The sequence below is a fragment of the Frateuria sp. genome, assembly GCF_035695185.1.
Lineage (GTDB): Bacteria > Pseudomonadota > Gammaproteobacteria > Xanthomonadales > Rhodanobacteraceae > Frateuria_A.
In genome coordinates, this window is sequence record NZ_DASSES010000092.1 from 1 (window position 1) to 26,936 (window position 26,936).

At 69.1% G+C, this 26,936-nt stretch carries 22 protein-coding genes; 13 read left to right on the forward strand and 9 right to left on the reverse strand.

All coding sequences use genetic code 11. From position 1 onward, the window contains the following. The coding region (gene sucC, locus VFH59_RS06950) for an ADP-forming succinate--CoA ligase subunit beta (RefSeq protein WP_325164163.1) at positions 1-1,016 on the reverse strand (1,016 nt) is incomplete at its 3' end. A gap of 347 nt (positions 1,017-1,363) precedes the next feature. Between sucC and VFH59_RS06955 the strand changes: the two genes are divergently transcribed. Further along, entirely contained in the window at positions 1,364-2,938 is a 1,575-nt protein-coding gene (locus tag VFH59_RS06955; RefSeq protein WP_414655863.1) for a sensor histidine kinase, read from the forward strand. A 286-nt stretch (positions 2,939-3,224) separates the two neighbouring features. Beyond that, complete coding sequence (locus VFH59_RS06960) at positions 3,225-4,652, forward strand: sigma-54 dependent transcriptional regulator (RefSeq protein ID WP_325164165.1); 1,428 nt, start codon at positions 3,225-3,227, stop codon at positions 4,650-4,652. A 354-nt stretch (positions 4,653-5,006) separates the two neighbouring features. On the opposite strand, the gene VFH59_RS06965 is transcribed toward VFH59_RS06960, so the two are convergent. The 4 genes from VFH59_RS06965 to VFH59_RS06980 form a co-directional block, all read right to left on the reverse strand. Further along, positions 5,007-6,575, reverse strand: a complete 1,569-nt coding sequence (locus VFH59_RS06965) for a hybrid sensor histidine kinase/response regulator (RefSeq protein WP_325164166.1) — start codon at positions 6,573-6,575, stop codon at positions 5,007-5,009. A 45-nt stretch (positions 6,576-6,620) separates the two neighbouring features. After that, positions 6,621-7,067: a response regulator gene (locus VFH59_RS06970; RefSeq protein ID WP_325164167.1), complete on the reverse strand. Its 447-nt coding sequence runs from the start codon at positions 7,065-7,067 to the stop codon at positions 6,621-6,623. Then, positions 7,064-8,836: an ATP-binding protein gene (locus VFH59_RS06975; RefSeq protein ID WP_414655864.1), complete on the reverse strand. Its 1,773-nt coding sequence runs from the start codon at positions 8,834-8,836 to the stop codon at positions 7,064-7,066. Before VFH59_RS06975 ends, VFH59_RS06970 begins: the two co-directional genes overlap by 4 nt. 443 nt (positions 8,837-9,279) lie before the next feature. Then, complete coding sequence (locus VFH59_RS06980) at positions 9,280-11,544, reverse strand: GH92 family glycosyl hydrolase (RefSeq protein ID WP_325164169.1); 2,265 nt, start codon at positions 11,542-11,544, stop codon at positions 9,280-9,282. 258 nt (positions 11,545-11,802) lie between these two features. Here VFH59_RS06980 and VFH59_RS06985 point away from each other — a divergent pair, with 258 nt between their 5' ends. Genes VFH59_RS06985 through VFH59_RS07005 form a run of 5 tightly spaced genes read left to right on the forward strand, consistent with a single transcriptional unit; the run spans position 11,803 to position 18,331 of the window. Continuing rightward, a complete protein-coding gene (locus tag VFH59_RS06985) occupies positions 11,803-12,852 on the forward strand; it encodes a LacI family DNA-binding transcriptional regulator (protein WP_325164170.1) in 1,050 nt (349 codons plus the stop codon). Positions 12,853-12,872: 20 nt separating this feature from the next. Next, positions 12,873-14,195 (forward strand): sugar MFS transporter, encoded by a 1,323-nt coding sequence (locus VFH59_RS06990; RefSeq protein WP_414655861.1) that lies wholly within the window; start codon positions 12,873-12,875, stop codon positions 14,193-14,195. Continuing rightward, positions 14,192-15,160, forward strand: a complete 969-nt coding sequence (locus VFH59_RS06995; RefSeq protein ID WP_325164171.1) for a carbohydrate kinase — start codon at positions 14,192-14,194, stop codon at positions 15,158-15,160. The genes VFH59_RS06990 and VFH59_RS06995 overlap by 4 nt, the downstream gene beginning before the upstream one ends. Then, the gene (locus VFH59_RS07000; protein WP_325164172.1) at positions 15,157-16,368 is read left to right on the forward strand and encodes an AGE family epimerase/isomerase; all 1,212 of its coding nucleotides are present in this window, start codon (positions 15,157-15,159) and stop codon (positions 16,366-16,368) included. Before VFH59_RS06995 ends, VFH59_RS07000 begins: the two co-directional genes overlap by 4 nt. 13 nt (positions 16,369-16,381) lie before the next feature. Further along, complete coding sequence (locus VFH59_RS07005; protein ID WP_414655862.1) at positions 16,382-18,331, forward strand: M1 family metallopeptidase; 1,950 nt, start codon at positions 16,382-16,384, stop codon at positions 18,329-18,331. A 338-nt stretch (positions 18,332-18,669) separates the two neighbouring features. On the opposite strand, the gene ligD is transcribed toward VFH59_RS07005, so the two are convergent. Beyond that, positions 18,670-19,599: a non-homologous end-joining DNA ligase gene (gene ligD / locus VFH59_RS07010; protein WP_325164173.1), complete on the reverse strand. Its 930-nt coding sequence runs from the start codon at positions 19,597-19,599 to the stop codon at positions 18,670-18,672. A gap of 87 nt (positions 19,600-19,686) precedes the next feature. After that, entirely contained in the window at positions 19,687-20,655 is a 969-nt protein-coding gene (locus VFH59_RS07015; protein ID WP_325164174.1) for a Ku protein, read from the reverse strand. Positions 20,656-20,763: 108 nt separating this feature from the next. On the opposite strand from VFH59_RS07015, the gene VFH59_RS07020 reads away from it, so the two are divergent. The 3 genes from VFH59_RS07020 to VFH59_RS07030 are packed head-to-tail and all read left to right on the forward strand — an operon-like array spanning position 20,764 to position 22,503. After that, positions 20,764-21,381 carry a YceI family protein gene (locus VFH59_RS07020; protein ID WP_325164175.1) on the forward strand — a complete coding sequence of 206 codons (618 nt, stop codon included), beginning with the start codon at positions 20,764-20,766 and terminating at the stop codon, positions 21,379-21,381. Beyond that, on the forward strand, positions 21,368-21,940 hold the full coding sequence (locus VFH59_RS07025; protein ID WP_325164176.1) for a cytochrome b: 573 nt from the start codon (positions 21,368-21,370) through the stop codon (positions 21,938-21,940). The genes VFH59_RS07020 and VFH59_RS07025 overlap by 14 nt, the downstream gene beginning before the upstream one ends. Continuing rightward, positions 21,937-22,503 carry a YceI family protein gene (locus tag VFH59_RS07030; protein WP_325164177.1) on the forward strand — a complete coding sequence of 189 codons (567 nt, stop codon included), beginning with the start codon at positions 21,937-21,939 and terminating at the stop codon, positions 22,501-22,503. Before VFH59_RS07025 ends, VFH59_RS07030 begins: the two co-directional genes overlap by 4 nt. Before the next feature lie 6 nt (positions 22,504-22,509). Here the strand turns inward: VFH59_RS07030 and VFH59_RS07035 are convergent, their stop codons facing one another. Next, positions 22,510-22,740: a glutaredoxin family protein gene (locus tag VFH59_RS07035; RefSeq protein ID WP_325164178.1), complete on the reverse strand. Its 231-nt coding sequence runs from the start codon at positions 22,738-22,740 to the stop codon at positions 22,510-22,512. A 76-nt stretch (positions 22,741-22,816) separates the two neighbouring features. Here VFH59_RS07035 and VFH59_RS07040 point away from each other — a divergent pair, with 76 nt between their 5' ends. Together VFH59_RS07040 and VFH59_RS07045 are read left to right on the forward strand one after the other, a co-directional pair. Further along, complete coding sequence (locus VFH59_RS07040; RefSeq protein WP_325164179.1) at positions 22,817-24,199, forward strand: L-serine ammonia-lyase; 1,383 nt, start codon at positions 22,817-22,819, stop codon at positions 24,197-24,199. Between the two features lie 166 nt (positions 24,200-24,365). Then, positions 24,366-25,337, forward strand: a complete 972-nt coding sequence (locus VFH59_RS07045) for a DMT family transporter (RefSeq protein ID WP_325164180.1) — start codon at positions 24,366-24,368, stop codon at positions 25,335-25,337. Here the strand turns inward: VFH59_RS07045 and VFH59_RS07050 are convergent. Next, positions 25,334-25,906 carry a GNAT family N-acetyltransferase gene (locus tag VFH59_RS07050; RefSeq protein WP_325164181.1) on the reverse strand — a complete coding sequence of 191 codons (573 nt, stop codon included), beginning with the start codon at positions 25,904-25,906 and terminating at the stop codon, positions 25,334-25,336. The two genes, VFH59_RS07045 and VFH59_RS07050, sit on opposite strands and share 4 nt — an antisense overlap. A 254-nt stretch (positions 25,907-26,160) precedes the next feature. Between VFH59_RS07050 and VFH59_RS07055 the strand changes: the two genes are divergently transcribed. Next, on the forward strand, positions 26,161-26,445 hold the full coding sequence (locus VFH59_RS07055) for a 2-hydroxyacyl-CoA dehydratase (RefSeq protein ID WP_325164182.1): 285 nt from the start codon (positions 26,161-26,163) through the stop codon (positions 26,443-26,445). Positions 26,446-26,936 lie beyond the last annotated feature (491 nt).

Here is a 26,936-nt window from a genome sequence, read left to right on the forward strand (position 1 = left end):
ACTTCCTTCACCGCGGCGATGATGCCCTCGGCGATCAGGTCGCAGCGCACGATGCCGCCGAAGATGTTGACCAGGATGGCCTTCACCTTGTCGGAGGAGAGGATCAGCTTGAACGCCTCGGTCACGCGCTCCTTGGTCGCGCCGCCGCCGACGTCGAGGAAGTTGGCCGGCTCGCCGCCCGCCAGCTTGATCACGTCCATGGTGGCCATCGCCAGGCCGGCGCCGTTGACCATGCAGCCGATCGAGCCGTCCATGGTCACGTAGTTGAGGTTGTGCTGCACCGCGGCCGCTTCGGCCTGGTCTTCCTGGCTCAGGTCGCGCATGGCGACCAGCTCGGGATGACGGAAATCCGCGTTGTCGTCGGAGTTGACCTTGCCGTCGAGCGCGGCGAGGTTGCCGTCCTCGAGAATGGCCAGCGGGTTGAGCTCCACCAGCGAGAGGTCCTTCTCGTTGAACAGCTTGTACAGGCCCAGCATGATCTTGGTCAGCTGGTTGACCTGCTTCGGGTTCAGGTCCATCGCGAAGCCGAGCTGGCGGCACTGGTAGGGCTGCAGGCCCTCGACGAAGTCGACCACGATCGTGTGGATGTCCTCGGGCGTGTCGCGGGCGACCTGCTCGATGTCCACGCCGCCGTGCTTGGAGGCGATGAACGACACCGACTTCGAATCGCGGTCGACCAGCACCGACAGGTACAGCTCCTTGGCGATGTCGGTGGCGTCGGTCACCAGCACCAGGTTGACCGGCAGCGCGCGGCCGGCGGACTGGTAGGTCGCCATGTTGGTGCCCAGCATGCCCTTGGCGGCAGCGCGCACGTCGTCGAGGCTCTTGCAGAACTTGACGCCCCCGGCCTTGCCGCGGCCGCCTGCGTGGATCTGCGCCTTGACCATCCACTGCGAGCCGCCCAGCGCCTTGGCGGCGTCGACGGCGGCGTCGGGGGAGTTGGCAACCTTGCCCGGCGGGACGGCAATGCCGTACTGCGCGAACAGCTCTTTGGCCTGGTACTCGTGGAAATTCATTCCTATACCTCGAGCGAACGGGGAAAACGTATCGGGCCGCACGCGCGCTTGGGGCAGCGTGGACGCGGGAGAGGTCGGACGGCGGCTTGGAGCACGCTGCCGGCGTGCAGTGCGCGCCGCCTGGAGTCAACCGGGCACGAATCGCGCAATACGGCCGGGCATTTTCGCGCAAACGCGGCCATCATGGAAAGTGCCGCCCATGAGCCATCCGTGCGCCATGCCGCTGGCGGCGCACGCCGGGCTGTCTATACTCGGCCGAACGCCGCGTCGAAGCCGTCCACGTGCCTTCCTCGATACCCACCGCCGAACCACCGGTTTTCCAGGCCGCCCGCCCGGCCGCCTCGGCGATCCGCCACGAGTTGTTCTTTCTCAACTATTTCCGGTTGGCGCAGGCGCTGGTCTACGCCGGCCTGGCGCTCAGCTCGCCACGGCTGACCTGGCCGACCGTCGACCAGCCGGTGCTGGCCTACGTGGTGATCGGGGTCTACCTGCTGTTCGCCGTGGGCATGCTGCTGCAGACCCGCAACGCCATGGCCAACGCGCGGCTGGTGGTTTCCGGCGCGCTGGTGGTGGACATCATGGTCGCCGTGCTGGCCGCCTGGCTGATCCACGAGGCGCGCATCGGCATCGCCATGATGCTGGCGGTGAACCTGTGCACCGGCGCGCTGGTGCTGCCGCTGCGGCTTTCCAGCTTCTTCGCCGCACTGGCCACGCTGGGGATGCTCGGCCACACGCTGATCGCCCAGACCCCGGGCGACGGCGACCTGCTCGAGTCGGGCCTGCTCGGCCTGGCCTATTTCGCCAGTACCACGCTGTGTCACGTGCTCGGCCGCCAGCTGCGCGCCACCGAGGCGCTGGCCGAACAGCGCAGCCTGGACCTGGCCAACCTTTCCCAGGTCAATGAACTGATCATCCGGCGCATGAAGACCGGTGTGCTGCTGGTCGACGACGCCAACCGCATCCACCAGCTGAACGAGTCGGCCTGGATGCTGCTGGGCAACCCGCCGGTCGACCAGCGCGACCTCGGCAAGCTGGCGCCGGAGCTTTCGCGCCGCCTGTACCACTGGATGACCTCGGGCAAGCTGGACGAAACCGCCACCCAGCTCGCCGATGGCGTGCCGGAAGTGGTGCCGCGCTTCACCCGCCTGGCACCGAACGACGACTCGCACGTACTGATCTTCCTGGACGACACCTCGCTGCTCTCGCGTCGCGCGGAGGAACTGACCCTGAGTTCGCTGGGCCGCCTGTCGGCCTCGATCGCGCACGAGATCCGCAACCCGCTGGCTGCGATCCGCTACTCCGCCCAGTTGCTGGCCGAGTCCAAGGAGCTGGCCTCCGGCGACGCCCGCATGGTGGAGATCATCAACAACCACTGCGTACGGTTGAACGAGATCATCGAGAACATCCTGCAGCTCTCGCGGCGCGAGCGCTCGCGCCCGGAAACGCTGGACCTGGGCCGCTGGGCCAACGGCTTCGTGGACGAATACAAGCAGGGCAACGATATCGGCGGCGATTCGCTGCGGGTGATCACGGGCCACGCCGCGGTGGCGGCGGTGGCCGACCCGCAGCAACTGCAGCAGGTGGTGTGGAACCTGGTGCAGAACGCGCTGCGCTATGGCCGCATGCCGGGCGAGCCGGCGCGGGTGATGGTGGTGGTGCGCCAGGGCGAGCACGGTGTGCCGATCCTGGAAGTCATCGACCGCGGGCCGGGCATCGCGCCCAAGGTGGCGGCACAGATCTTCGAACCGTTCTACACCACGCACGAGTACGGGACCGGCCTGGGCCTGTACCTTGCCCGGCAGATGAGCGAGGCCAACCAGGCCTCGCTGGAATACGTGCGCGTGGCCGGTGGCGGCAGCTGCTTCCGGCTCACGCTCACGCCACCGGCACGGCACCCGGCCGACGGCGGCGAACCGGCTTGAGCTCCAGCTCCCTCGCCCCTCCGGGGAGAAGGTTCGGGGGCGGAAGAGTTCTGCTGCGCATCGCGTCGAGGAAAGAACGTGGGGCCCCGCCTCACGCCGGCGCTACCGCGCTACGGGATGAGAGGAGCAGCGGGTTCCCCGCGAGCCCTCTCCCCAACCACCTCCCCGAAGGGGCGAGGGAGCAGAGCGTGAAGCGCGTGATCACGCCAATTCCTGGCCTGGATCAGAGCACAGAACCGCCAAACTGCTATACCCTTTCCGGTGTTACCGCCTGACGAAGAGAACCATGTCCGCACAGACCGTCCTGGTCATCGACGACGAACGCGACATCCGCGAGCTGCTCACCATCACGCTGGGTCGCATGGACCTCAAGGTCGAGGCGGTGGGTACCGTGGCAGAGGCCCGCCGGGCCCTGGCCGAACACAGCTACGACCTGTGCTTTACCGACATGCGCCTGCCCGACGGCACCGGGCATGAGGTGATCGAGCTGATCGCCGCGACCCACCCGGATACGCCGGTGGCGATGATCACGGCCTATGGCAACGTCGACGCCGCGGTGAACGCGCTCAAGGCCGGCGCATTCGACTTCGTTTCCAAGCCGGTCGACATCCAGATGCTGCGTCGCCTGGTGCGCACGGCACTGCAGCTGGCCGAGGAGCGCAAGAGCGGCGGCACGGCGACGCCCGGTGCCGCCGGCCGGCTGGTCGGCGATTCGCCGGCCATGCAACAGGTGCGCGCCACGATCGCCAAGCTCGCGCGCAACCAGGCGCCGGTGTACATCGCCGGCGAATCGGGCGTGGGCAAGGAGCTGGTGGCGCGGCTGATCCACGAGCAGGGTCCGCGCACCACCGGGCCGTTCGTGCCGGTCAATTGCGGCGCGATCCCGTCCGAGCTGATGGAGAGCGAATTCTTCGGCCACAAGAAGGGCAGCTTCACCGGGGCCAGCTCCGACAAGGAAGGCCTGTTCCAGGCGGCCCATGGCGGCACGCTGTTCCTGGACGAGGTGGCCGAGTTGCCGCTGCACATGCAGGTCAAGCTGCTGCGCGCGATCCAGGAAAAGGCGGTACGCCCGATCGGTGCGCGCGAGGAGGTGCCGGTGGACGTGCGCATCCTCTCGGCCACGCACAAGGACCTGGGCCGGCTGGTCGAGCAGGGCCAGTTCCGCCAGGACCTGTTCTACCGCATCAACGTGATCGAGCTGCGGGTGCCGCCGTTGCGCGAGCGCCGCGGCGACGTGCCGCAACTGGCCACGTTCATCCTGCGCTCGCTCGCCGCCAAGAGCGGCGGTACACCCGGGCGCTTGCGGCCGGATGCGCAACACGCGCTGGAGGAATACGACTTCCCCGGCAACGTGCGCGAACTGGAGAACATCCTCGAGCGCGCGATGGCGATGTGCGATGGCGACAGCATCGGCGCCGACGACCTGATGCTGCCGCAGCGCCCGCTGCGCCAGCCCGATCCGGTCAACAGCGCCCATGCCGCCATGCACGCACCGCCACCGGGCGCCGCGGTCGCGACGCAGCCGCCGGTCCCGCCCGCGGCGGCCGGCCCGGGCAGCGGCGTACCGCTGGACGATTACATCAGCAACCTCGAACGCACCGCGATCATCAAGGCGCTGGAGGAGTCGCGCTACAACAAGACCGCCGCGGCGAAGAAGCTCGGCATCACCTTCCGCGCACTCCGCTACAAGCTCAAGAAACTCGGCATCGACTGAGGACTTTTTCCCGAGCTTTGCTCCCTCTCCCGCTCCGGGAGAGGATTGCGCTGCCCTTGAACCTTTCTTCCGCGGGCTTTCTGGAGCTTCGTCGCCCGATCGGCTTCCCCGCGAGCCCCGCCCCTCACCCTGCCCTCTCCCCGGAGGGGAGAGGGTTCAAAGGGCGGCGAGCGGCGCGCACTCGCTCTCCGGGGGGGAGGGTTGGGGTGAGGGGCCGTGCTGGCCTTGAACCTTTCTTCCAAAGGCTCTCTGGGGTTCGTCACCCGGTCGGCTTCCCCGCGAGCTCCCCTGGGCCGGCTCAAGGTACCCGCCAAGACATCCTCGCTGGCTGCACCGGGGGCGGAGGGGGTGGACTTACTCCCCCGCCTCCTGCCCACCCAGCGCCTGGCGCATGGTTTTCAGCAATTGCTGCGTGTCGATCGGCTTGTCGACCAGGTAGAGCCGCTCCAGTGCGGGTAGCTCCTCCAGGTCCGGCGGCGCCTCGGGGCGGGCCAGCAGCAGCACCGCGCGTCGGTAGCCGTGCTCGATCAGCGCGGCCAGCGTGCGTACGCCGGTGAACAGGTTCATGTCGGCGTCCATCACCACCAGGTCGGGCACGCCATGCGCCTCGATCCACTGCAGCGCCGCGGTGCCGCTCTGGCTGGCGTGCGGCTGGTAGCCGTAGCCGTCGAGGATATCCACCAGCAGCGACAGCGGGCCGGCCTCCTCCACCACCACCAGCACGCGCTCGGCTTCGCCCAGCAGGCTCTCGCCCTGGGCTTCCTGCGCCTCCGCCTCGACGTCCGGTTCCTCGATCGGAATGTAGAGGTGGAAGGCCGTGCCCTTGCCCGGCTCGCTGTCCAGCCGCATCACGCCCTCGTGGCCGGCGACGATGCGCTTGCACGAAAGCAGGCCGAGGCCGGTGCCGTTTTCCTTGGTGGTGAAGAACGGCTCGAACAGGTGCTCGCGCACCTCCGGCGGCATGCCGGGGCCGGTGTCGGCGACCGTCAGGCACAGGTATCGGCCCGGGTGCGAGTGCTCGCCGGGCTGGAAGAAGTCCTCCGCCAGCTCGCATTCGCGCGCCACGATCCGCAGCTGGCCGCCGGCCTCGCCCATGGCCTGGATCGCATTGAGGCAGAGGTTGAGCAAGGCCTGCTGCAGCTCGGTGTGGTTGCCCTCGAAGGCCAGCTCGCGGTCGTCGACCTCCACGTCCATCGCCACCGCGCGGGGCACGCTGCCCCGCAACAGCAGGCCCAGCGCATCCATCAGCGCGCCCACGCGTACCTGCTCGGCGCGGCGCGCGCCACGGGCGAAGGAGAGCATCGATTGCACCATCTGCAGGCCACGGCGGCCGCAGTCGCGCACCAGCGCGCCCAGGCGGGCCAGGCGCGGGTCCTCCTGGTAATCCTGCAGGCTGTCGCCCGCCAGCAGCAGCGGTTGCAGCAGGTTGCGCAGATCGTGGCTGAGCCCCCCGGCCAGCATGGCCAGGCTCTCGAAACGCTGCGCGCGGATCAGCTCGGCCTCGGCGCGGCGCTTGGCGCGCACCGCCTCGGCCTCGGCCAGCGCACGGCGCACGGCGCTGGCCAGGCGGGTGGGGTTCTGCTTGAGGATGTAGTCCGTCGCCCCGTTGCGCAGCGCCTCGACCGCCGCCTCCTCGCCCAGCGTGGCCGAGACGTAGATGAAGGGAAGGTCCTCGTCGTGCTGGCGCAGCAGTTCCAGTGCGCGCTGGCCGGAAAACCCCGGCAGGCTGAGGTCCGACAGGACGATGTCCGGCTGGAACTCGGCCAGGCAGGCGGTGTAGCCGGCCTCGTCGTCGACCAGGCGTACCTGGTAGTCGATGCCGTCGGCATCGAGTTCGGCCTGGATCAGCTCGGCGTCGATCGGGTCGTCCTCGACCTGGAGGACGCGGATCGTCGGCAGCGGGCGTGTGGCGGCGTTAGGCATGCAGTCTATTGCGCTCCAGTTTCGTTCCGTCGTCCAGCACCCGCGTCATTCGTGCTCCGGAAGCTGGTTGAGTACCGCCCAGAAGCGGCCCAGCGTGCGCACCGCCTCGAAGAACTGGTCCACGTCCACCGGCTTGATCACGTAGGCGTTCACGCCCAGGTCCCAGCTGCGCGCCAGGTCGCTCTCCTCCCGCGAGGAGGACAGGATCACTACCGGAATCAGTCGCCAGCGCTCCTCCTCGCGCAGCCGGGTGAGCACCTCCAACCCGTTCATGCGCGGCATCTTGATGTCGAGCAGGATCACCGAGGGGTCGACATCCTCGCGCCCCTGCCAGGGACCGCGGCAATGCAGGTAATCCAGGCAGTCGACGCCGTCCTCCACATGCACCACCGGATTGGCCAGGTTGGCCTCGCGCAGTGCGTCCATGGCCATCTCCGCATCGGCCAGGCTGTCTTCGACCAGCAGCACGGGTCCCAGGTGACGGTTGTTCATGACGGACGCCTCGTGGTGCGCGCCTCGGCCAGTTCGGTGGCCGGCAGCGAGAAGTGGAAACTCGCGCCACGGTCCGGCTCGGCCTCGGCCCAGACCCGGCCGCCATGGCGCGCGACGATGCGGCGCACGTTGGCCAGCCCGATACCGTTACCGGGAAACTCGGAGGCGCGGTGCAAGCGCTGGAACACGCCGAACAGCTTGCCGGCGTATTCCATATTGAACCCCGCGCCGTTGTCCGCCACCGTGAAGACGTATTCACCGTCCCGGTCACGTTCCACCGCCACCGCGATCCTGGCCACGTCGCGGCGGCCCGTGTACTTGACCGCGTTGCCGATCAGGTTCTGCCACACCGTGCGCAGCATGTTCTCGTCGCCGATCACGATCGGCAGCGGGCTGATGGTCCATTCGATGCGCCGATCGCCCGCCTCCGATACGGCCAGGGCGCGCGCCTCCTCGACCAGTGACTGCATGTCCACCGCCTGCAGCCGCAGCGCACCGCGCCCCAGGCGGGAGAACACCAGCAGGTCGTCGATCAGCTGCGCCATCCGCGTGGCGGAGGTGGAAATCACGTCCAGGTAGTGGGCGGCGGTCTCGTCCACGTGGTCGCCGAGGTGGCGCTTGAGCTTGCCGGTGAAGCCGGCGATATGGCGCAGCGGCGCGCGCAGGTCGTGCGAGACCGAGTAGCTGAACGCCTCCAGCTCGCGGTTGACGTCGGAGATCTGCTCGACCTTGCCTTCCAGCTGGCGGTTGAGGTCTTTCACCTGCTGCTCGACCAGTGCGCGCGCGGTGACGTCGCTGACGGTGAGCAGCAGCACCGGCTGCTCGCCCTCGTGCTGCTGCAGCCGTCGGGCGTTGACCACCACGTGGCGGTCGATGCCGCCGACCGTGCGCTGGACCAGTTCGTAGTCCCACAACTCGCGATCGTGCAGCAGCACGTCGCGCAAGCGCTGCAGCAACGCGCCGTCGGTCCAGGCCCCCTCACCCACCTCCGGCAGCGGCCGCAGCTCGCGCTGTTCCTCCTGCGGCAGGTCGTACAGTTCGCTGAAGGCGGTATTGACCAGCAGCGTGCACAGCTGCGCATTGAGCAGCGCGATCGGCTCGCGTACCGCCTGCACGATCATCTGGGCACGGCGGACCGCCTGGCTTTCGCGCGTCTCCGCGCGCATGCGCCGGGCGATCTGGCGTTCGGAGACGAACACGATGATCGACAGCAGCACGACCTGCGCGATGGAAGTGATCGCCAGCACCAGCGCGCTTTCGAAGGCGCTGCGCCGCGCATGGGCGCGGCGCTCCATCAGCACGGTGCCTTCGTTGCGCACCACCGTGTCGATCTGGTTGTCCATCGGGAACAGCGTGCCGGCATCGTGCAAGGCGGCCAGCGCGCCGGCGCGGTCGCCGCGCTGGATGCGCGCGAGCGCCTGCTCCAGCAGCGCCAGCCGGCCGTTGACCACGTTGCCCAGCGCGCCGATCGCGGCCTGCTGGGTCGGGTTGTCGCGGGTCATGTCGCTCAGCTGGCCGAGCAGTGCCGGAACGTCGTTGCCCGCCTGCCGCGCCTTGTCGAGCAGCGTGGTCTCCCGGGCACCCTCGAGCAACCGGAAGATCGCCGCCTCGCTGCTGCGGGTGACGTAGGCGATGCGATAGGTGAGCGACTTGACCTCGGACGAATGCGTGACCAGCTGGCTCGCTTCCATCGCGTCGTCATGGCTGGTGCGCGTGGCCAGGTACGGCAGCAGCACGATCACCAGCACGGCACACAGCAGCCCGATCATGCGCCAGCGCGGCACCCGCCAGCGGTGGAGACCGCGACGAAGCTCGGGCAGCAGGGCGCGATGGCGGCTGGGCATGCGGGGAGGGTTCCTCACGGCGCTTCGGCCAGGTGGAGCTTACGGGCTCCCGCTCTCGGCCGGTAAACAGGCAATGAAAGCTTACGCCGTGTTAGGCACGGGTGATGGCAGCCCACGGTGGGCTCCCTGGCGTCCTCCCAGGCAAGGGCTGGCCGTAGCGCCCCGCGCTGGCGGCCTCGAACCTCTCCCCGCAGGGGCTTCCGGGAGGGCTTACGCCCAATCGACCGTGCCGCGAGCCCCGGCCCCTCACCCTTCCCTCTCTCCGGAGGGGAGAGGGTTCAAAAAGCGCCCGCTCCGGTACCGACCGCACCCGGCAGCTCCCTCCCCCGCCAGGGAAAGGGTTCGAAAGGCGCGCGGCCCCCTGATCGCTAGTGCACCGGTCTGGCCTGCATGCGGAAGTGCAGCTCGCCGCCGGCGAGGATCTGCCCATGGTGCAGGAACGGCCCGGCCAGCGGCTTGCCGTTCAGGGTGACCTCACCGACGTAGGGGTGCGCATCGTCCAGCGGCGCGGCGCTGACGGTGAAGTCCTTGCCGTTGGAAAGATGCAGCGTGGCGCGTCCGACGAACGGCCGGCCGATGGCGTAGACATCGCTCGCCGGCGTCACCGGGTAGAAGCCCAGTGCGGTGAAGACGTACCAGGCCGACATCTGGCCCAGGTCGTCGTTGCCGGAAAGCCCGTCCGGGCGCGCGGCGTACTGGCTGTCCATGATCTGCCTGAGCCGCTGCTGGGTCTTCCACGGCGCCCCGGCGTAGTCGTACAGGTAGGCGAGATGGTGGCTGGGCTCGTTGCCGTGGGCGTACCAGCCGATCAGGCCGGTGATGTCCTCGACGTGCCTGAAGTGGGCCGGGTCGATCTTCGCGTCGAACACCGCGTCCAGCCGGCGAACGAAGGCCGCGTCACCTCCCATCGCCCGGATCAGCCCCGGCACGTCCTGCGGCACGTACCAGGAGTACTGGTAGGCGTTGCCTTCGGTGTAGTCGGTGCCGTAGCCGGCGGCGGCGGGATCGAATGGCGTGCGGAAGGCGCCGGTGGACAGCCGCGCGCGCATGAAGCCGGTTCGCGGATCCCAGGCGTTCTTCCAGTTGCCGGCCCGCTTTTCGAACCTGGCGGCAATGTCCTTGCGCCCCAACGCCTTGGCCATCTGCGCCAGCGACCAGTCGTCGTAGGCGTATTCGAGCGTCTTCGAGGCGCCTTCGGGTTCCTTGTCGATCGGCACGTAGCCGAGCTTCATGTAGTCGGCCAGGTCGCCGTAGGGCGCGTAAGTGGCGCTGGCGACCATCGCGTCCAGTGCCTTGCCGGCGTCGAAGCCGCGCACGCCCTTGATCCAGGCATCCGCGATCACCGGCACCGCGTGGTAGCCGATCATGCACCAGGTCTCCAGGCCCTGGTACGCCCATACCGGCAGGATGCCGAATGGGCTGGCCTCGCGCGCGGCAACGAGCGAGCGGACGAAGTCGGAGCTGCGCGCCGGATCGAGCAGCACCATCAGGGGTTGCTGCGCGCGGTAGACGTCCCACAGCGACCAGGTCGAATAGAACTCGTAGCCGCTGGCCTTGTGCACGGCATGGTCCGGGCCGCGGTACTGGCCGTTCACGTCCATGCTCAGCGTGGGCGACAGCATGGCGTGGTAGAGCGCGGTATAGAACTGCCTGCGCACGCTGGCCGGCGCGTCGACGTCGACCACCGCCAGCGCCTTGTCCCAGTCGGCCCGGGCCTGCGCGCGTCGCGCGTCGAAGTCCCAGCCCTTGCCGTCGGTGTCGAGGTTGGCCACGGCATTGGCCGCGCTGACCGGCGAGATCGCCACCTTCACTTCCAGCGGTTGCCTGAGCGCGCCGAAGTCGAACACGCCGACCAGCGCGCGGCCGTTCTGCGCATCGTGGTCGGCCGGCTGGTTGCCGGGGCCCTTGAAGCCCTTGTAGGCGACATCGTCCCCGCGGTCGTAGAGCGTGCGCGAGGCGATCGGCTGGTTGAAGCGCATGGCGAAGCAGAGCTCGCGACCGGGCGCCCAGCCGCGGGTGGTGCGACAGCCGGTGACCGTGCCGTCGGCGGCCACCTGCAGCCTCGACCAGAGCACCTTGCCCGGGTAGTCGTAGATGCTCGGGCGCAGGTCCAGCAGCAGGTGCGCGCTCTTTCCCGCGGGGAACGTATAGCGATGCCAGCCCACCCGACGCCCGGCGGTGAGTTCGGCGCGGATGCCGTAGTCGGCCAGAGTCACCGCGTAGTAGCCGGCCTGCTCGACCTCGCTGGCGTGGTCGAAACGCGAGCGGTAGCCGCTGCGTGGCCGGTTCGGATCGCCCGGGTCCAGCTTCACCTCGCCGGCGATCGGCATCACCAGCACGTCGCCGAGGTCCGAGTGGCCGGAGCCGGAGAAGTGCGTGTGCGAGAAGCCCAGGATGCTGTCGTCGCCGTACTGGTAGCCGGCGGCCCACTTGTAGGCATGCTTGAAGTCCGGCATCGCCGTGTCGGGCGAAAGCTGGATCATGCCGAAGGGCACCGTGGCACCGGGAAAGGTATGACCGTCGCCGCCGGTGCCGATGCGCGGATCGACATCGCCGCCGTGGCCCGCGGCGGCGACGGCGAGGCCGGGCAGCAGGAGCCAGGCGAAAGCCAGGCAGGAAGGGCGCATGGGCATCGGGCGGGCTCCGGTTTGGATCGTTCCAAATGACCACGCTAGCAGTGCGCGCGGGTGCTTGCATGCTGCATTGCGCGAAGGCGGACGCCCTGGGCGTGTCGTTCCCGGCGGCCGCGTGTCCGCGACCGGCGCGGGCGCGCAGGCTGCACGGACGGCCTCGGTCGCGGGCCCCGCCGGGGAACGGCGGCCGGCCCGGGGCGGTTTCGGTGGTCGCACCGATCCGCTAGATTTGGATCGTTTTAAAAACCAGGCGCCCCCATGCACAGCAACACGCCGCTCGGCCGCAAGGTCACCGTGCGCGACATTGCCGCGGCCTGCGGCGTTTCGCGTGCCACCGTGTCGCTGGTGCTGCGCGGCAGCCCGCTGGTCAACAAGGACACCCGCGCCCGCGTCGAGGCGGAGCTGCGCCGGCAGGGCTATGTCTACAACCGCGCCGCCGCCAACCTGCGCCGGCGCACGTCCTCGTCGATCGCACTGGTGGTCAACGAGCTGGCGAACCCGTTCTTCGCCGAATTCGCCGCGGGCGTGGACGATGTGGTGGGCGAGGCGGGCATGGTCACCCTGCTCGGCTCCTCCAGCGAATCGCCGCAACGCGAGCAGGCCGTGCTCGGCTCGCTGATCGAACACGGGCCCGGCGGCATCATCCTCTCGCCCGCCGAAGGCAGCGACGCCGGCCAGGTGCTGGCCGCGGTCGGCGCGCGCACGCCGCTGCTCGTGTTCAACCGCGAGCTCAGCGGCGAGCAGCCTGAATACGCGCACTGGGACTCGCTGGCGCTGGACAACCAGCAGGGCGCGCGCGAGGCCACGGCGCACCTGGTGGCGCAGGGCCACCGGCGCATCGCGTTCTTCGGCGGCCACGGCGGTTCCTCTTCATGCCGCCAGCGTCGTGCCGGCTATCGGACGGCGATGCAGACGGCCGGGCTGGAGGTGTTGCCACAGTGGGAGGTGGAGTGTCTGCCGACGCGGCTGGATGCGGCACGCTGCGCCGAGGCCCTGTTCGCGAACGGGCCGGTCCCCACCGCGGCGGTCTGCTACAACGACGCGGTGGCGCTGGGCCTGATGCACGGGCTGGCCGAGCGGGGGCTGGCCCCGGGCCGCGAGTTCGCGCTCACCGGCTTCGACGACATCGCCGAGGCCGCGCTCACCACCCCGTCGCTCACCACGCTCGCCGCCGCGCCGCGCGCGCGGGGACGCCAGGCCGCACAGATGCTGCTGGAGCGCCTGCGCGCCCCGGAGGCCGAGGCCCGTCGCATCGTCGCCCCCGTGCGACTGGTCATCCGCGCCAGCAGCTGTGCGCCCCTCGCCTGACCGGACCGAAGGAGTCCACCATGGCCATCCTCAACGCCCCGCCCCCCTCGCCCGTCGCCCCCACCGAGGGGGCACGCGCGCGGTACACCCAATACCCGCTCGCGCTCGGGGTAGTCACCACGATCTTCTTCATGTGGGGCTTCCTGACCTGTCTCAACGACATCCTGATCCCGCACCTGAAGGCGCTGTTCGAGCTGAACTACAAGCAGGCGATGCTGGTGCAGTTCACGTTTTTCGGCGCCTATTTCCTGATGTCGCTGCCGGCCGGGCGGCTGGTGGCGCACCTGGGCTACAAGCTGGGCATCGTCGCCGGGCTGGCGATCGCCGGGGTCGGGGCGGCCGGGTTCTGGCCGGCCGCGGGGCTGCATTCGTACCTGGCCTTCCTCGGCGCGCTGTTCGTGCTGGCCACCGGCATCACGGTGCTGCAGGTGGCGGCCAACCCGTACGTGGCCTTGCTGGGCCCGGCCCGGACCAGCTCCAGCCGGCTCACCCTGGCGCAGGCGCTCAACTCCTTCGGCACCTTCCTCGCACCGCACTTCGGCGGGCTGCTGATCCTGTCGGTGGCGGTCAAGAGCGCGCTGGAAGTCAGCCAGCTCTCGCCGGCCGAACAGCTGACCTACCGCACGCAGGAAGCCCAGGCCGTGCAGGGACCCTACCTCGGCCTGGCCATCGCGCTGTTCGCGCTGGCCGTGCTGGTGTACCTGTTCCGCCTGCCCGCGCTGGAGGAGGCCACCGAACAGGCCGACCGTGGGCATCACACGCTGCTCGATGCGCTGCGCATCCCGCACGTGCTGTTCGGTGTGATCGCAATCTTCTGCTATGTCGGCGCCGAGGTGGCGATCGGCAGCTTCATGGTCAATTACCTCTCGCTGCCGCAGGTCGGCAACATGCCCCAGGCCACGGCGGCGACCTACGTGTCGTACTACTGGCTGGGTGCGATGATCGGCCGCTTCGCCGGGTCCTGGCTGATGACGCGCCATTCGCCGCGCGCGTTGCTGGCGCTGTTCGCGGTGGTCAACATTGCGCTGCTGGCGCTCACCATGAGCACCGGCGGCGTCACCGCCACCTGGAGCGTGGTGGCGATCGGCCTGTTCAACTCGATCATGTTCCCGACCATCTTCACGCTGGGCATCGAGCGCCTCGGCCCCTTGACCGAGAAGGCGGCCAGCCTGTTGATCATGGCCATCGTGGGCGGCGCGTTGATCCCCTTCGCACAGGGCGCGCTGGCCGACGCGATCGGCCTGCAGGCCGCCTTCGTCCTGCCGGCCGTGTGCTACGCCTACATCGTCTTCTACGGTCTGCGCGGCTCGCGCATCGTGGGTGTGCCGCCGGAGGAGCGATGAGCCGTCCCATCCTCTGCTTCGGCGAGGCGCTGATCGATTTTCATGCCGAGGGCGCCGGCGCGACCGGCTTCCCGCGCGCGTTCGTCCCCTTCGCCGGCGGTGCGCCGGCCAACGTTGCGGTGGCGGTGGCCCGCCTGGGCGGCACGGCGCGCTTCGCCGGCATGCTGGCGCGCGATCCGTTCGGCGACTTCCTGCTCGACAGCCTGGCGCACGCCGGCGTGTCGGTGGCCGACGTGGCGCGCACGGACGAGGCCAACACGGCGCTGGCGTTCGTCAGCCTGGATGCACGGGGCGAACGCAGCTTCAACTTCTACCGGCCGCCGTCGGCCGATTTGCTTTTCCGCCCGCGGCATTTCCGACCGGACGCCTTCGCGGACCTGGCGGTCTTCCATGTCTGCTCCAACAGCATGACCGACCCGGAGCTCGCCGAAACCACCCGCGAAGGCATGCGCCGCGCGCGGGACGCCGGGGCGCTGGTGAGCTTCGACCTCAACCTGCGCCCGGCGCTGTGGCCGCGCGGGTCGAACCCGCGGCCCGCGGTCTGGCCGGCGTTGCAGCTGGCCGACGTGGTGAAGCTGTGCGCCGAGGAATTCGCCTGGCTGGCCGAGGACGGCGCCTTGCCCGACCGTCTCTGGCGCGGCCGCACGCGCCTGCTGGTGGTGACCGACGGGCCGCGGCCGCTGCGCTGGTTCCAGCGCGGCGCCAGCGGTGAGCTGCCTTGCCCGCCGGTCGAGGCGATCGACACCACCGCCGCCGGCGATGCCTTCGTCGGCGCCCTGCTGTGCCGGCTCGCGGCCCTCGCCAGCAGCGCCGGCTTCGACGCGCTGCTGGCGGACGAGGCGGCGCTGCGCGGGATGCTCGCCTTCGCCGCCGCCTGCGGCGCGCTCACCGTCACCCGCCAGGGCTCGTTCAGCGCGATGCCGAGCGCGGCGGAAGTGGACGCCTTCCTGGAATCGAACCGATGACTGCCCTGCCCGACTTCCGCAGCGAAACCTTCCTGCGCGAGCACATCGCCCGGACGATGGCGTTCTACCACCCGCGCGCGATCGATCCGGCCGGCGGCTTCTTCCAGTATTTCAAGGACGACGGCACCATCTACGACCGCAGCCATCGCCACCTGGTCAGCAGCACGCGGTTCGTCTTCAACTACGCGCTGGCGGCGATCGAGTTCGAGGACACCGGTTACCTGGACGCGGCCCGCCACGGCCTGCGCTACCTGCGCGAAGCGCACCGCGATCCGGTCACCGGGGGCTACGCCTGGACCCTTCGCGACGGTCGGCCGGAGGACCGCACCAACCACGCCTACGGCGTCGCCTTCGTGCTGCTGGCCTGCGCCAGCGCGCTGCGCGCCGGCCTGGTCGAGGCGGAACTGTGGATGGACGAAACCTGGGCGCTGCTGGAAAGGCGCTACTGGGACGCGGCGGCCGGCCTCTACCGCGACGAGGCCGACGCCGATTGGAACTTCTCGCCCTACCGCGGCCAGAACGCCAACATGCACATGTGCGAAGCGATGCTGGCCGCCTACCAGGCCAGCCACGACGCGCGCTACCTCGACCGCGCGCTGCTGCTGGCCGACCACATGACGCGGCGCCAGGCCGCCTTGGCCGGCGGCCTGGTGTGGGAGCACTACGACATCCACTGGAACGTCGACTGGAACTACAACCGGGACGATCCCCGCCACCTGTTCCGCCCCTGGGGCTTCCAGCCCGGCCACCAGACCGAATGGGCGAAGCTGCTGATGATCCTGGAGTCGCACCTGGCCGAGCGCGGCCGCGAGGAGCGCTGGCTGCTGCCGACCGCGCGCCGCCTGTTCGACACCGCGCTGATGCGTGCCTGGGACGCGAGACACGGTGGCATCCACTACGGCTTCGCGCCCGACGGCAGCATCTGCGACGCCGACAAGTACTTCTGGGTGCAGGCCGAATCGCTGGCTGCCGCCGCCCTGCTGCACGCGCGCACGGGGCTGGCCGTCTATGACCAGTGGTACGAGCGCCTGTGGACCTACGCGTGGGAGCATTTCGTCGACCACCAACATGGCGCGTGGTACCGCATCCTCACCCACGACAACCGCAAGTACGACGACCACAAGAGCCCCGCCGGCAAGGTCGACTACCACACCATGGGCGCCTGCCACGAAGTGCTGGCGCTGATCCGCGCCGGCGGCCAACCGTAAACAGGGAAAATCGATGAAGGCACTCGCAGTCTGCATGACCGGCGCGCTGGCGTTGGCCACCACCCTTGCCGCCGCGGCGGATGCACCGCGCTACGACCCGCTCCGGACGTTCGCGCCGTTCACCTACCCCGACCCGGTCAACGCCTACCGCTCGGCCGACGGCAAACCCGGCCCGCTGTTCTGGCAGAACCGCGCCGATTACGCCATCCAGGCATCACTGGATCCGGCCAGCCGCGAGCTGCGCGGTCGCGAGACGATCACTTACACCAATCACAGCCCGGACGCGCTGGACGTGCTCTGGCTGCAGCTGGACCAGAACCGCTACAAGCCCGACGCGCGCGGCGCCTTCACCAGCAAGTTCCCGACCGAGTTCACCAGCGGCTACCACATCGCCTCGGTCGAGGTGGAGGGCGCCGGCGGCCATCTGCAGCCGGTGAAGTGGGTGGTCTCCGATACCCGCATGCAGCTGCGCCTGCCCGAAGCGGTGAAGGCCAAGGGCGGCACCGTGCGCGTGCATATCGCCTGGAGCTTTACCGTGCCCGGCGAGTTCGGCGGCCGCATGGACGTCAACGCGAGCAAGAACGGCGACATCTTCGAGATCGCCCAGTGGTACCCGCGCCTGTGCGTCTACGACGACCTGCGCGGCTGGGACACGGCCCCCTACCTCAACAGCGAGTTCTACCTGGAGTACGGCGACTTCGACTACGAGGTCACCGTGCCCTCGGACATGATCGTGGCCGGCTCCGGCGAGCTGGTGAACCCGCAGGACGTGCTCACGCCCACGCAGATCAAGCGCCTGGACGAGGCCCGCCACAGCGACAAGACGGTGATGATCCGCACGCCGGCCGAGGTCACCCAGCCGTCCAGCCGTCCGAAGCAGGGCGGCACGCTGACCTGGCACTTCCGCATGCAGAACACGCGCGACGTTGCCTTCGGCGCGTCCAGGGCCTACGTGTGGGATGCCGCGCGGATCAACCTGCCGCACGGCAAGACCGCGCTGGCGATGTCGGTCTACCCGGTCGAGAGCGAGTGGAGCCGCGCCACCGAGTTCCTCAAGGCCTCGGTCGAGTATTTCTCGAAGCAGTGGTTCCCCTATCCCTGGCCGGTAGCGATCAATGAAGCCGGCACCGCCGGCGGCATGGAGTACCCGGGCATCACCTTCGACCACAAGCGGGCCAAGGGCAGTGGGCTGCACGGGTTGATCGCGCACGAGATCGGGCACAGCTGGTTCCCGATGATCGTCGGCTCCAACGAGCGGCGCCACGCCTGGATGGACGAGGGCTTCAACACCTTCGTCGACATCTACGAGGACGAGGCCTTCAACCACGGCGAGTTCGCCCCCAAGCGCGACAGCGAGTACGCGCCGGGCAAGGGCAACCCGGCCGACGAGATCGCCCGGGTGATCGCCGATCCGGACGCGCCTGCCCTGCTCAACGGCGCGGATGAGACCTCCGAGAAGTACCGCCACCCGATCAGCTATTTCAAGGGCGCATTCGGCCTGGTGCTGCTGCGCGAGCAGATCCTCGGGCCGGAGCGCTTCGACGACGCCTTCCGCAAGTACGTCCATACCTGGGCCTTCCGCCACCCCTCGCCGTCGGATTTCTTCCGCTTCATGGAAAGCGAGGCGGGCGAGGACCTGGGCTGGTTCTGGCGCGGCTGGTACCAGCACAACTGGCCGTTCGACATGGCGGTGCGCAAGATCGAACCGATCGATGGCGACTGGTCGCACGGCGCCGCGGTGACGGTGGCGAACCTCGACCCGCTGGTGCTGCCCAACACGCTGCGGCTGACCTATGAGGACGGCAGCACGAAGGACGTGCGCGTGCCGGTGGAGACCTGGCAGCAGCACCGCGAGTATGTGGTGAGGGTGCCCGGCTCGCGCAAGGTGGTGTCGGCGGCACTGGACCCGGCGCACGGGTTGCCGGAGGCGGATCGATCCAGCGACGTGTTGAAAGTGGAGTGACCGGCACGGCGCCCCCCATCCGCCTGTCGGCACCTTCCCCCGTGGGACGGGGGAAGGCTCACTCGGGAGGCGCCACGCCGGTTCTTCCCCCCCGTGGAACGGGGAAGGCTCACTCGGGAGGCGCCATGCCAGTTCCTTCCCCCGTGGGACGGGGAAGCTCACACGGGAGGCGCCACGCCAGTTCTTCCCCCCGTGGAACGGGGAAGGCTCACTCGGGAGGCGCCATGCCAGTTCCTTCCCCCGTGGGACGGGGAAGCTCACTCGGGAGGCGCCACGCCGGTTCCTTCCCCCGTTCCACGGGGGGAGGTGCCCGGAGGGCGGATGGGGGGAGCCTCCCCTCAGCCCCTCGGCAACCGCTGCTGCAATGTCGCCATCCCCTCCCAGGGGTCGGTCCTCAGCCGCGACGCCCGCTCCAGTGCCGCCTGCATGCCGAACGCGGCGCCACTGTCGACCTTGCCCAGCTCCTCCCACCGCAACGGCATCGCCACCGGCGCGCCGTCGCGCGCCCGCAGCGACCAGCTGCACACGCTGGTCGCTCCGCGCGCGTTGCGCAGCCAGTCGATGAAGATCTTTCCTTCCCGCTGCGCCTTGCTGGCCGTGGCGATGTAGCGATCGGGCGCACGCTCGACCATCGCCACGGCCACCCTTTCGCAGAAGTCCTTCACCGCCTGCCAGCGGGGCCCACGGCGGAACGGCACCACGACGTGCAGGCCCTTGCCGCCGCTGGTGCGCACGAAGCTTGTCAGCTGCATCCCGGCCAGCAGTTCGCGGATGCCGCGCGCGCCCTCCACCACCGCTTCCCACGCCACCCCGGGCGCCGGATCCAGGTCCAGCACGATGCGGTCGGGTGAATCGGGCTTGTCCACCCGCGAACCCCACGGGTGAAACTCGATGGTGTTCATCTGCACCAGCTGCAGCAGGCCCTTGCGGTCGCTGATATAGACGTAGTCGTCCTCGCCGCCGTCCTTCTCCTCCAGCGGGATCGGACGCACGCTGGAGCCGAGCTTGGCCGCGTGGTGCTTCTGGAAGAAACACGCGCTGTCGGTGCCGCCGGGGCAGCGCACCATCGAGAGCGGGCGGTTGATGAGCCCGGGCAGGATCCAGTCCGCGACGGCCGCGTAATAGGCCGCCACCTCGCCCTTGGTGATGCCGTCGTCCGGATAGACCACGCGGCCGGGGTGGGTGATCCGGACGCCGGCGACATCGACCGGCTTGTCCGCATGAGGCCGTTTCGTGGCGAGGTGAGTATCCCGGTGCAAGTCGTTCACTGCAGGAGCGCGCCCTGTGCGCGACCGCCATGGTGATCCCGCAGGAGGCGGTCGCGCACAGGATGCGCTCCTGCAGGGTTGGATGCCTCAGCCCGCCTTGCGCCCCTTGCGCGTGGCGGTCGCCTTCTTCGCCGGGCTCTTGCGCGAAGACTTCTTCGCCGCCGGCTCCGCCTTCTTGGCGGCCGCCTTTTTCGCTGCCGGCTTCTTCTCGGCCTTCTCCGCCTTCTCCGGCTCCTCCTTGCCCTTGGCCGGCGTGCGCTGCTTGCCCTCGATGCTCTTCTTGAGCAATGCCATGAAGTCCACCACGTTGGTGGTGGCGTTGGCGTGCGCGGGCTCCTCTTCCTCCAGCGTGGTGGTGACGCCCTTGCTCTTGAGCCGCTGCTCGATCACCGCGGTCAGGCGCTCTCGGAACTCGTCCTTGTAGTTCTCCGGCTCGAACTTGCCGGACATCGATTCGATCAGCTCGCCCGCCATGTCCAGCTCGCGGTCGCTGATGCGGTAGTCCGACATCGCCTTGTCCGGCAGGGCGTATTCGTCCGCATCGACCAGCTCCTGCGGGAAGCGCAGCAGGATCAGCATCAGCGCGTCGTCCTTGGGCATCACCGCGCACAGGTATTCGCGGGTGCGGATCACCACCCGCGCGATGCCGATCTTGCCGGTGCGCTTGAGCGTCTCGCGCAGCAGCACGTAGCCCTTCTCGGCCTTCTTGCCGGGCACCAGGAAATAGGGCTTCTCGAAGTAGGCGGGGGTGAGCTGGCCGGCGTCGATGAAGGTGTCGATTTCCACCGTCTCGTGCGCTTCGGCGGCGGCGCTGCGGATGTCCGACTCCTCCAGCACGACGTAGTTGCCCTTGGAATACTCGTAGGCCTTGACGATGTCCTTCCAGGGCACTTCTTCGCCGGATTCGGCGTTGACGCGGTCGTAACGCACCGGCTGGTTGTTGCGCTGGTCGAGCATGCGAAAATGCAGGTCGACCTTGCGTTCGGCGGTCATCAGGCGGATCGGTACATTGAGCAGCCCGAACGACAGCGTGCCGGTCCAGATGGGGCGAGCCATGGCTTACCTCCACAGTGGCGGGTTTCGATGGTAGCCACGCGGCCCGTGCACGGAACGCCAAGGTTGGCCCGCTGGCACCCACGCGAGGGATCGTCCAGACTTGGCCTGATGAGCGCGCTGCCCGCCACCGCCCGCCTGTTCGCCTGTGCCGCCCTGCTTTTCCCGCTGGCGGCGCAGGCGGCCGCGCACCGGTACCGTTACGACACGGTGCACAGCCAGATCCTTTTCAGCGTGAGCCACGACGGCTATTCGCGCCCGTTCGGCCGGCTGCACATCGCCCGCGGCTGGCTGCGCTTCGACCCGCACGACTGGAGTCACGCCGCCACCGCCCTGGATATCGACCTGGCCAGCCTGGACATGGGCGATGCCGACTGGAGCGCCGCAGTGCTGAAGCCGGCCTTCCTGGACGCCGCCAGGTCCCGCTACGCCCATTTCGCCAGCACCTCGGTCGAGCGCAAGGACGACCAGCACGGCGTGCTGCACGGTGAGCTCACCCTGCGCGGCGTCACCCGCCCGCTGGACATCCCGTTTACCTTCAACCGCCAGGCGCGCACCATCTTCGGCCTGCACACCGTCGCCGGGTTTTCCGCCACCGCCATGCTCGACCGCACCGATTTCGGCATGACCGCCAACCAGGGCTCGATCGGCCAGCACGTCTCGGTGTGGCTGGAGATCGAGGCCATCCGTGAAGACCGCACCCCGGAGAGTACCGATGCTGCGCAATGACCCGTGGCGCTGGGGCGCCGTCGCCAAGTTCTTCCACTGGACGATCGCGCTGCTGATCCTGGGCAACGGCGTGTTCGGCCTGTTGATGGACCTGGCCCGTACACCGATGCAGAAGGTCGACTGGATGGCCCTGCACAAGTCGATCGGGCTGACCGTGCTGGCGCTGCTGGTGCTGCGGCTGCTGTGGCGCGCGTTCAACCGCCCGCCGCATGAACTGCCCGCGCCGCCCTGGCAACTATGGGCCGCGCGCGTGGTGCACGTGGTGCTGTACCTGCTGGTGGCTGCGCTGCCCTTGTCGGGCTGGTGGTTCAACTCGGTACGCGGCTATCCGCTGCAGTTCTTCAAGCTCTTCAACCTGCCCGCGATCGCAGCCAAGAACCCGGACCTGCGCCACCTCTCGCACCATGTGCACGAGTATCTGTTCTGGATCCTGCTGCTGGTGCTCGCCGCGCACGTCGGTGCAGCGCTCAAGCACCACGTGTTCGACGACGACGACGTGCTGCGGCGCATGTGGCCGTTCGCCCGCCTCCGCCACGGCCCCAAAGGAGAATCCGCATGACCCGACCGGCCTTGGGGCGCCTCGCTCCGCTGCTGTTCTGCCTCCTCCTGCCCGTTGCCGCCACGGCCACCGATTACCGCGTGCTGCAGGACCAGAGCACGCTGGCTTTCACCGCGACGTTCCAGGGCGCTCCGTTCCAGGGCAACTTCGCGCAGTGGCAGGCGGCCATCCGTTTCGACCCTGCGCACCTGGCCGGCTCCAGGTTCGACGTCACCGTCGACACCACCAGCGCCAGTACGGGGGATACCGACCGCGACGGTGCCCTGCCGGGCGCGGACTTCTTCAACGCGACCCGGTATCCGGAGGCACACTACGTGGCGACCGAGTTCGTCCGGGCCGGCGCGCAGGTGATCGCCCACGGCCAGCTGACCCTGCGCGGCGTGGCCCATCCGCTCGACCTCACCGTGACCTTCGCCCGGCAGCCGGGCGGCACCGCGCTGATGGACGTCACCGGCACCCTCAAGCGGCTGGACTACGGGGTCGGCGGCGGCGAGTACGCGGATACCTCGGTGATCGGCAACGCGGTGACCGTCAACGCGCACCTCGCGCTGGCGCCGAAATAGCCTCGGCTAGCCGCCCACGAACGTCCGCACGGCCGCGGCGTCGAACGGCCAATCCAGCTCCCGTCCGTCCCGCGCGTCGCGCAACACCGGCACCCGGGTGCCGTAGCGCGCCTCCAGGGCCGGGGCATCATCCACCCACACGCTGTCGAACTCCGGCGACCGTGCCTCGGCGAGGACGGCGAGCGCCTGGTCGCACAGGTGGCAATAGTCGCGCTGGTAGAGAACGAGGTCGGCCATGCGGCGGCGAATGGACTGCCATACGTGAAGCGGGCGCGTAGAATAACGGGTTCGCCCCCTCCCCTGCAGCGCATCCATGGCCGTCAGCGTCTTCGACATCTTCAAGATCGGCATCGGGCCGTCGTCCTCGCACACGGTCGGCCCGATGCGCGCGGCCGCCCGCTTCGGGGAGCGCTGGCTGGAGGAGAAGGGCGTGCTCGAGCGGGTCGTCCGCGTGCGCGCCGAACTCTACGGCTCGCTGGCGATGACCGGCCGCGGCCACGGCACCGACAAGGCCGTGCTGCTCGGCCTCGAAGGCCACCACCCGGACACGATCGACCCGGACCTGATCCCCGACATCCTCGCCCGCATCCGCACCAGCGGCCGGCTGCGCGTGCTGGGCAGGCACGACATCGCCTTCGACGAAAAGGCCGACCTGGTCTTCAACAAGCGCCAGAAGCTGCCTTTCCACACCAACGGCATGCGCTTCGCCGCCTACGACGCCGAGGGCAACCAGCTCGCCACGCGCGACTACTACTCGGTCGGCGGCGGCTTCGTGGTCAACCACGACGAGGCGGCCGAGGACCGCATCGTCGCCGACACCACCGAACAGCCCTACCCGTTCGCCACCGGCGAGCAGTTGCTGGCGCAGTGCGAGCGCCACGGCATGACCATCGCCCAGCTGATGCTGGCCAACGAGAGCGTATGGCGCCCGGAAGCGGAAACCCGCGCCGGCCTGCTGACCATCTGGAAGGCGATGGCCGACTGCGTCTCGCGCGGCCTGCGCTCCCCCGGCACCCTGCCCGGCGGCCTGCACGTCGCGCGCCGCGCCCCGGCGATGGCCGAGGAACTGCGCAACCAGCCCGAAGCGGCGCTCAAGGACCCGCTCACCATCCTGGACTGGGTCAACCTGTATGCGCTCGCGGTCAACGAGGAGAACGCCGCCGGTGGCCGCGTGGTGACGGCGCCGACCAACGGCGCCGCCGGCATCGTGCCCGCGGTCGGCCATTACTACCTGCGCTTCTGCCCCAAGGCGGACGAGAACGGCATCGTCGACTACCTGCTGACCGCCGCCGCGATCGGCATCCTGTACAAGGAAAACGCCTCGATCTCCGGCGCCGAGGTCGGCTGCCAGGGCGAGGTCGGCGTCGCCTGCTCGATGGCCGCCGGCGGCCTTACCGCCGCACTGGGCGGCAGCATCTGGCAGGTGGAGAACGCGGCCGAAATCGGCATGGAGCACAACCTCGGCCTCACCTGCGACCCGATCGGCGGGCTGGTGCAGATCCCCTGCATCGAGCGCAACGCCATGGGCTCGGTCAAGGCCATCAACGCCAGCCGCATGTCGCTCAAGAGCGACGGCAAGCACCGCGTCAGCCTGGACAAGGTCATCAAGACCATGCGCGACACCGGCCGCGACATGAAGGACAAGTACAAGGAGACGTCGCGCGGCGGACTGGCCGTCAACGTCATCGAGTGCTGAGTCCCTGTTCCTTTCGGCGGTGACACCCACACGAAGCTGACCCCGCCGACGCCGTAGCGCGCGGCATTCCGGCACCACGCCGAAGAGGCGTGGCCATATCGTCATGACGCCCGCCGCCCCGTTGACCGGGTCTCCCGGCCGGACGTCCTTCCCGCCAGGTTCCGTGATGACCACCGCACAGATCGCCCGCCCCACCGCCTCTTCGGCCATCCCGCTCGGGGTCGCCTGCGGCATGGGCGCCGGTGCGCTGTGGGGGCTGGTGTTCCTCGCACCCGAGTTGGCTCGCGAGTTCACCCCGCTTCAGCTGACCGTCGGCCGCTACCTGAGTTACGGGGTGATTGCCGCCGTACTGGTGGCCCGTCGCTGGCGGGTCCTCGTCGCGCAGATCGGCCGCCGCCATTGGCGGCAGCTGACCTGGCTCGCGCTCGCCGGCAACACGCTCTACTACCTGCTGCTCTCCACCGCGGTCCAGACAGGCGGCATCGCCATGACGTCGCTGGTGATCGGGTTCCTGCCCGTGGCGGTGACCCTGGTCGGCAGCCGGGATCACGGTGCCGTGCCCTTGCGCAAGCTAACGCCCTCGCTGCTGTCGTGCGCCGCCGGCGCCGTTTGCATCGGCTGGCGGGCGCTGGGCAGTCCGGCGCATGCGGCCGGCGCGGCGCCCCTCGTCGGCCTCGCATGCGCAGTCGGTGCGCTGGCCTCGTGGACCGCGTACGCCATCGGCAACGCCCGTTGCCTGGCCCGGCTGCCTGCGGTCTCGTCCCATGACTGGAACCTGCTGACCGGCCTGGCCACGGGGGTCCAGAGCCTGGCCCTGCTTCCCCTCGCCGCGATCCTCGGTGGCAGCAGCCATGGGCTCGACGCCTGGACGCGCTTCGGCGGCGTGTCGGTGGGCGTGGCCGTGCTGGCCTCGATCGCCGGCAATGCGCTGTGGAACCGCATGAGCCGGCTGCTGCCACTGACCCTGGTGGGGCAGATGATCCTCTTTGAAACCCTGTTCGCCCTGCTCTACGGATGGCTCTGGGAGGCGCGCTGGCCGACGCTCCTGGAAGGCGCGGCGCTCTGCTTCGTGGTACTCGGCGTGGTCAGCTGCCTGATGGCCCATCGAGGCAGCCGCGAGGCAGGGCCCGTCCACTAACCCCGTGTGGTCACGCCAGGCGCCTCCTCCAGAGCCGGCTCCCCGCACCTTTCCGGCCGAAGGGCGCGAGTCCCCAGCGGCCGCTGTATCAGCAGCTCGCCGCGGGGTGTCCGGCCGGTGCATTCGAAGCCCAGGTGCGCGAGCACCCGCTGCACGCCGCGGCCCTCGATCTTGCGGTTCTCGATCGTGGCGACCAGCCGCAGGGGCGCACCCGGTTCGCGGGCGAGCGCCTCGAAGCCTTCGATGACGGTCCGCAACATGCGCCTGCCGAGTCCCGGACGTCGCTCACGTGGCGCAATGAAGATGCGCAGGAACCCGTAGCAGCGGTGCTGGTCGTCCAGTGCGATCGCCACCGTGCAGACACCGGCGATGTCGCCGGTGGCCGGCTCCTCGAGGAGGCACGCCACCTCCCATGAACGGCGCCAGGCCTCGTCCGGGTTGTCCAGCGCACGTTCGCGCATCCAGAATGCCAGGAGCTGTCGGCGCAGCGAGGCGGTGATGGCGCCGAACACCCAGCGGCTACGCAGGCCACGGATCGCCCCGGGTTCGCCGGCATCTGCCTGCGTCATGCTCTCGACCCTCGCGTGTGAAGCCCGGCCATGACACGACATGACCGGTGCAACGCACGATCATCCCTGTTTTTCGCACGCATGTCGCGAGCGGGAGCTGCCAGGCCTCCCGTCGATGCGACCCGCCCCGAGCGGTGTCGCCGGCGCGGTGGCATTCCTTGTTCAGACGGCGGGAATAGACGAAGCTACGGGACGCATCGAAGGCAGATGGACATGGACGTGGCCAAGATCGCACATCCCTGACCAATCTCCCCATGAAGCCCAGCACCTACGACTTTCGCCAATTCCAGGAAGAGCTCGCGGCACTCGACCGCAGCAACCGTCCCCAGGACAAGGAGAGGCCCATGCGCAAGAAGGAATCAGCCAGCGCCCACCTGGCCCAGGCCAAGGCGGCGTTCCTGGCCCTACGCGAGCGCTATGGGCTTACCGTCGCCGACGTGGTCGCCTTCTTCCCGGAGGAAGAAGGGATCGCTTACCTGCAAAGCCTCATCGCCGAAAAGGAAGCGAAGCCCGGGCGTCGATCGAAGAGTCCCCGGTAGCCACCTCGTCGATCGGGCCCGCCCGGCACGACGACAAGCGGCGGCCCAGGCCAGCGTTAGGGCTTCATGCGCCCGCCCACAAGCATCCCTGCCAGAGCGCCGGCTGCGCATACGGCGAACGCGAAGTTGCCGAGCCCCATCCGGGCGCCACCTTCAGCGAAAACTCCGCAGCAAGTAGCCAGGGCAGGAAGAACACCAGCGCTGCGGCGACCAACAAGCCGACATAGGCGCTCGCCCTGAGGATCCGCGGTCTCAACGCCGACGACTTTCCCGGGGAAGCTTCGTACGTCACAGGCACTCGCACCCATTGGAAACGACCAGGCGGATCTTGTGCCCGTCGCCCGGAATCGAAAGGTCCCGCCTCGGCTTCCGGCCACCAATGACGCCGTGTCGTGGAACGGCGATTCGCGCAGGGTCGGCAGGTCTTTTTTACGACATTTTTACCCGCGGACTCGGGCGCGATATCCGCTTCTTACCCGTCCGCTTCTACG

Coding starts and splice junctions, on each gene's coding strand:
- VFH59_RS06960 (WP_325164165.1), top strand. CDS start 3,225: ATGTCCGCACAGACCGTCCTGGTCATCGACGACGAACGCGACATCCGC.
- VFH59_RS07000 (WP_325164172.1), top strand. CDS start 15,157: ATGACTGCCCTGCCCGACTTCCGCAGCGAAACCTTCCTGCGCGAGCAC.
- VFH59_RS07015 (WP_325164174.1), bottom strand. CDS start 20,655: ATGGCTCGCCCCATCTGGACCGGCACGCTGTCGTTCGGGCTGCTCAAT.
- VFH59_RS07055 (WP_325164182.1), top strand. CDS start 26,161: ATGAAGCCCAGCACCTACGACTTTCGCCAATTCCAGGAAGAGCTCGCG.
- VFH59_RS06970 (WP_325164167.1), bottom strand. CDS start 7,067: ATGAACAACCGTCACCTGGGACCCGTGCTGCTGGTCGAAGACAGCCTG.
- VFH59_RS06975 (WP_414655864.1), bottom strand. CDS start 8,836: ATGATCGGGCTGCTGTGTGCCGTGCTGGTGATCGTGCTGCTGCCGTAC.
- VFH59_RS06995 (WP_325164171.1), top strand. CDS start 14,192: ATGAGCCGTCCCATCCTCTGCTTCGGCGAGGCGCTGATCGATTTTCAT.
- VFH59_RS07050 (WP_325164181.1), bottom strand. CDS start 25,906: ATGACGCAGGCAGATGCCGGCGAACCCGGGGCGATCCGTGGCCTGCGT.
- VFH59_RS07040 (WP_325164179.1), top strand. CDS start 22,817: ATGGCCGTCAGCGTCTTCGACATCTTCAAGATCGGCATCGGGCCGTCG.
- VFH59_RS06985 (WP_325164170.1), top strand. CDS start 11,803: ATGCACAGCAACACGCCGCTCGGCCGCAAGGTCACCGTGCGCGACATT.
- VFH59_RS07005 (WP_414655862.1), top strand. CDS start 16,382: ATGAAGGCACTCGCAGTCTGCATGACCGGCGCGCTGGCGTTGGCCACC.
- VFH59_RS07025 (WP_325164176.1), top strand. CDS start 21,368: ATGCTGCGCAATGACCCGTGGCGCTGGGGCGCCGTCGCCAAGTTCTTC.
- VFH59_RS07035 (WP_325164178.1), bottom strand. CDS start 22,740: ATGGCCGACCTCGTTCTCTACCAGCGCGACTATTGCCACCTGTGCGAC.
- VFH59_RS07045 (WP_325164180.1), top strand. CDS start 24,366: ATGACCACCGCACAGATCGCCCGCCCCACCGCCTCTTCGGCCATCCCG.
- VFH59_RS07020 (WP_325164175.1), top strand. CDS start 20,764: ATGAGCGCGCTGCCCGCCACCGCCCGCCTGTTCGCCTGTGCCGCCCTG.
- VFH59_RS07030 (WP_325164177.1), top strand. CDS start 21,937: ATGACCCGACCGGCCTTGGGGCGCCTCGCTCCGCTGCTGTTCTGCCTC.
- VFH59_RS06990 (WP_414655861.1), top strand. CDS start 12,873: ATGGCCATCCTCAACGCCCCGCCCCCCTCGCCCGTCGCCCCCACCGAG.
- VFH59_RS06965 (WP_325164166.1), bottom strand. CDS start 6,575: ATGCCTAACGCCGCCACACGCCCGCTGCCGACGATCCGCGTCCTCCAG.
- VFH59_RS06980 (WP_325164169.1), bottom strand. CDS start 11,544: ATGCCCATGCGCCCTTCCTGCCTGGCTTTCGCCTGGCTCCTGCTGCCC.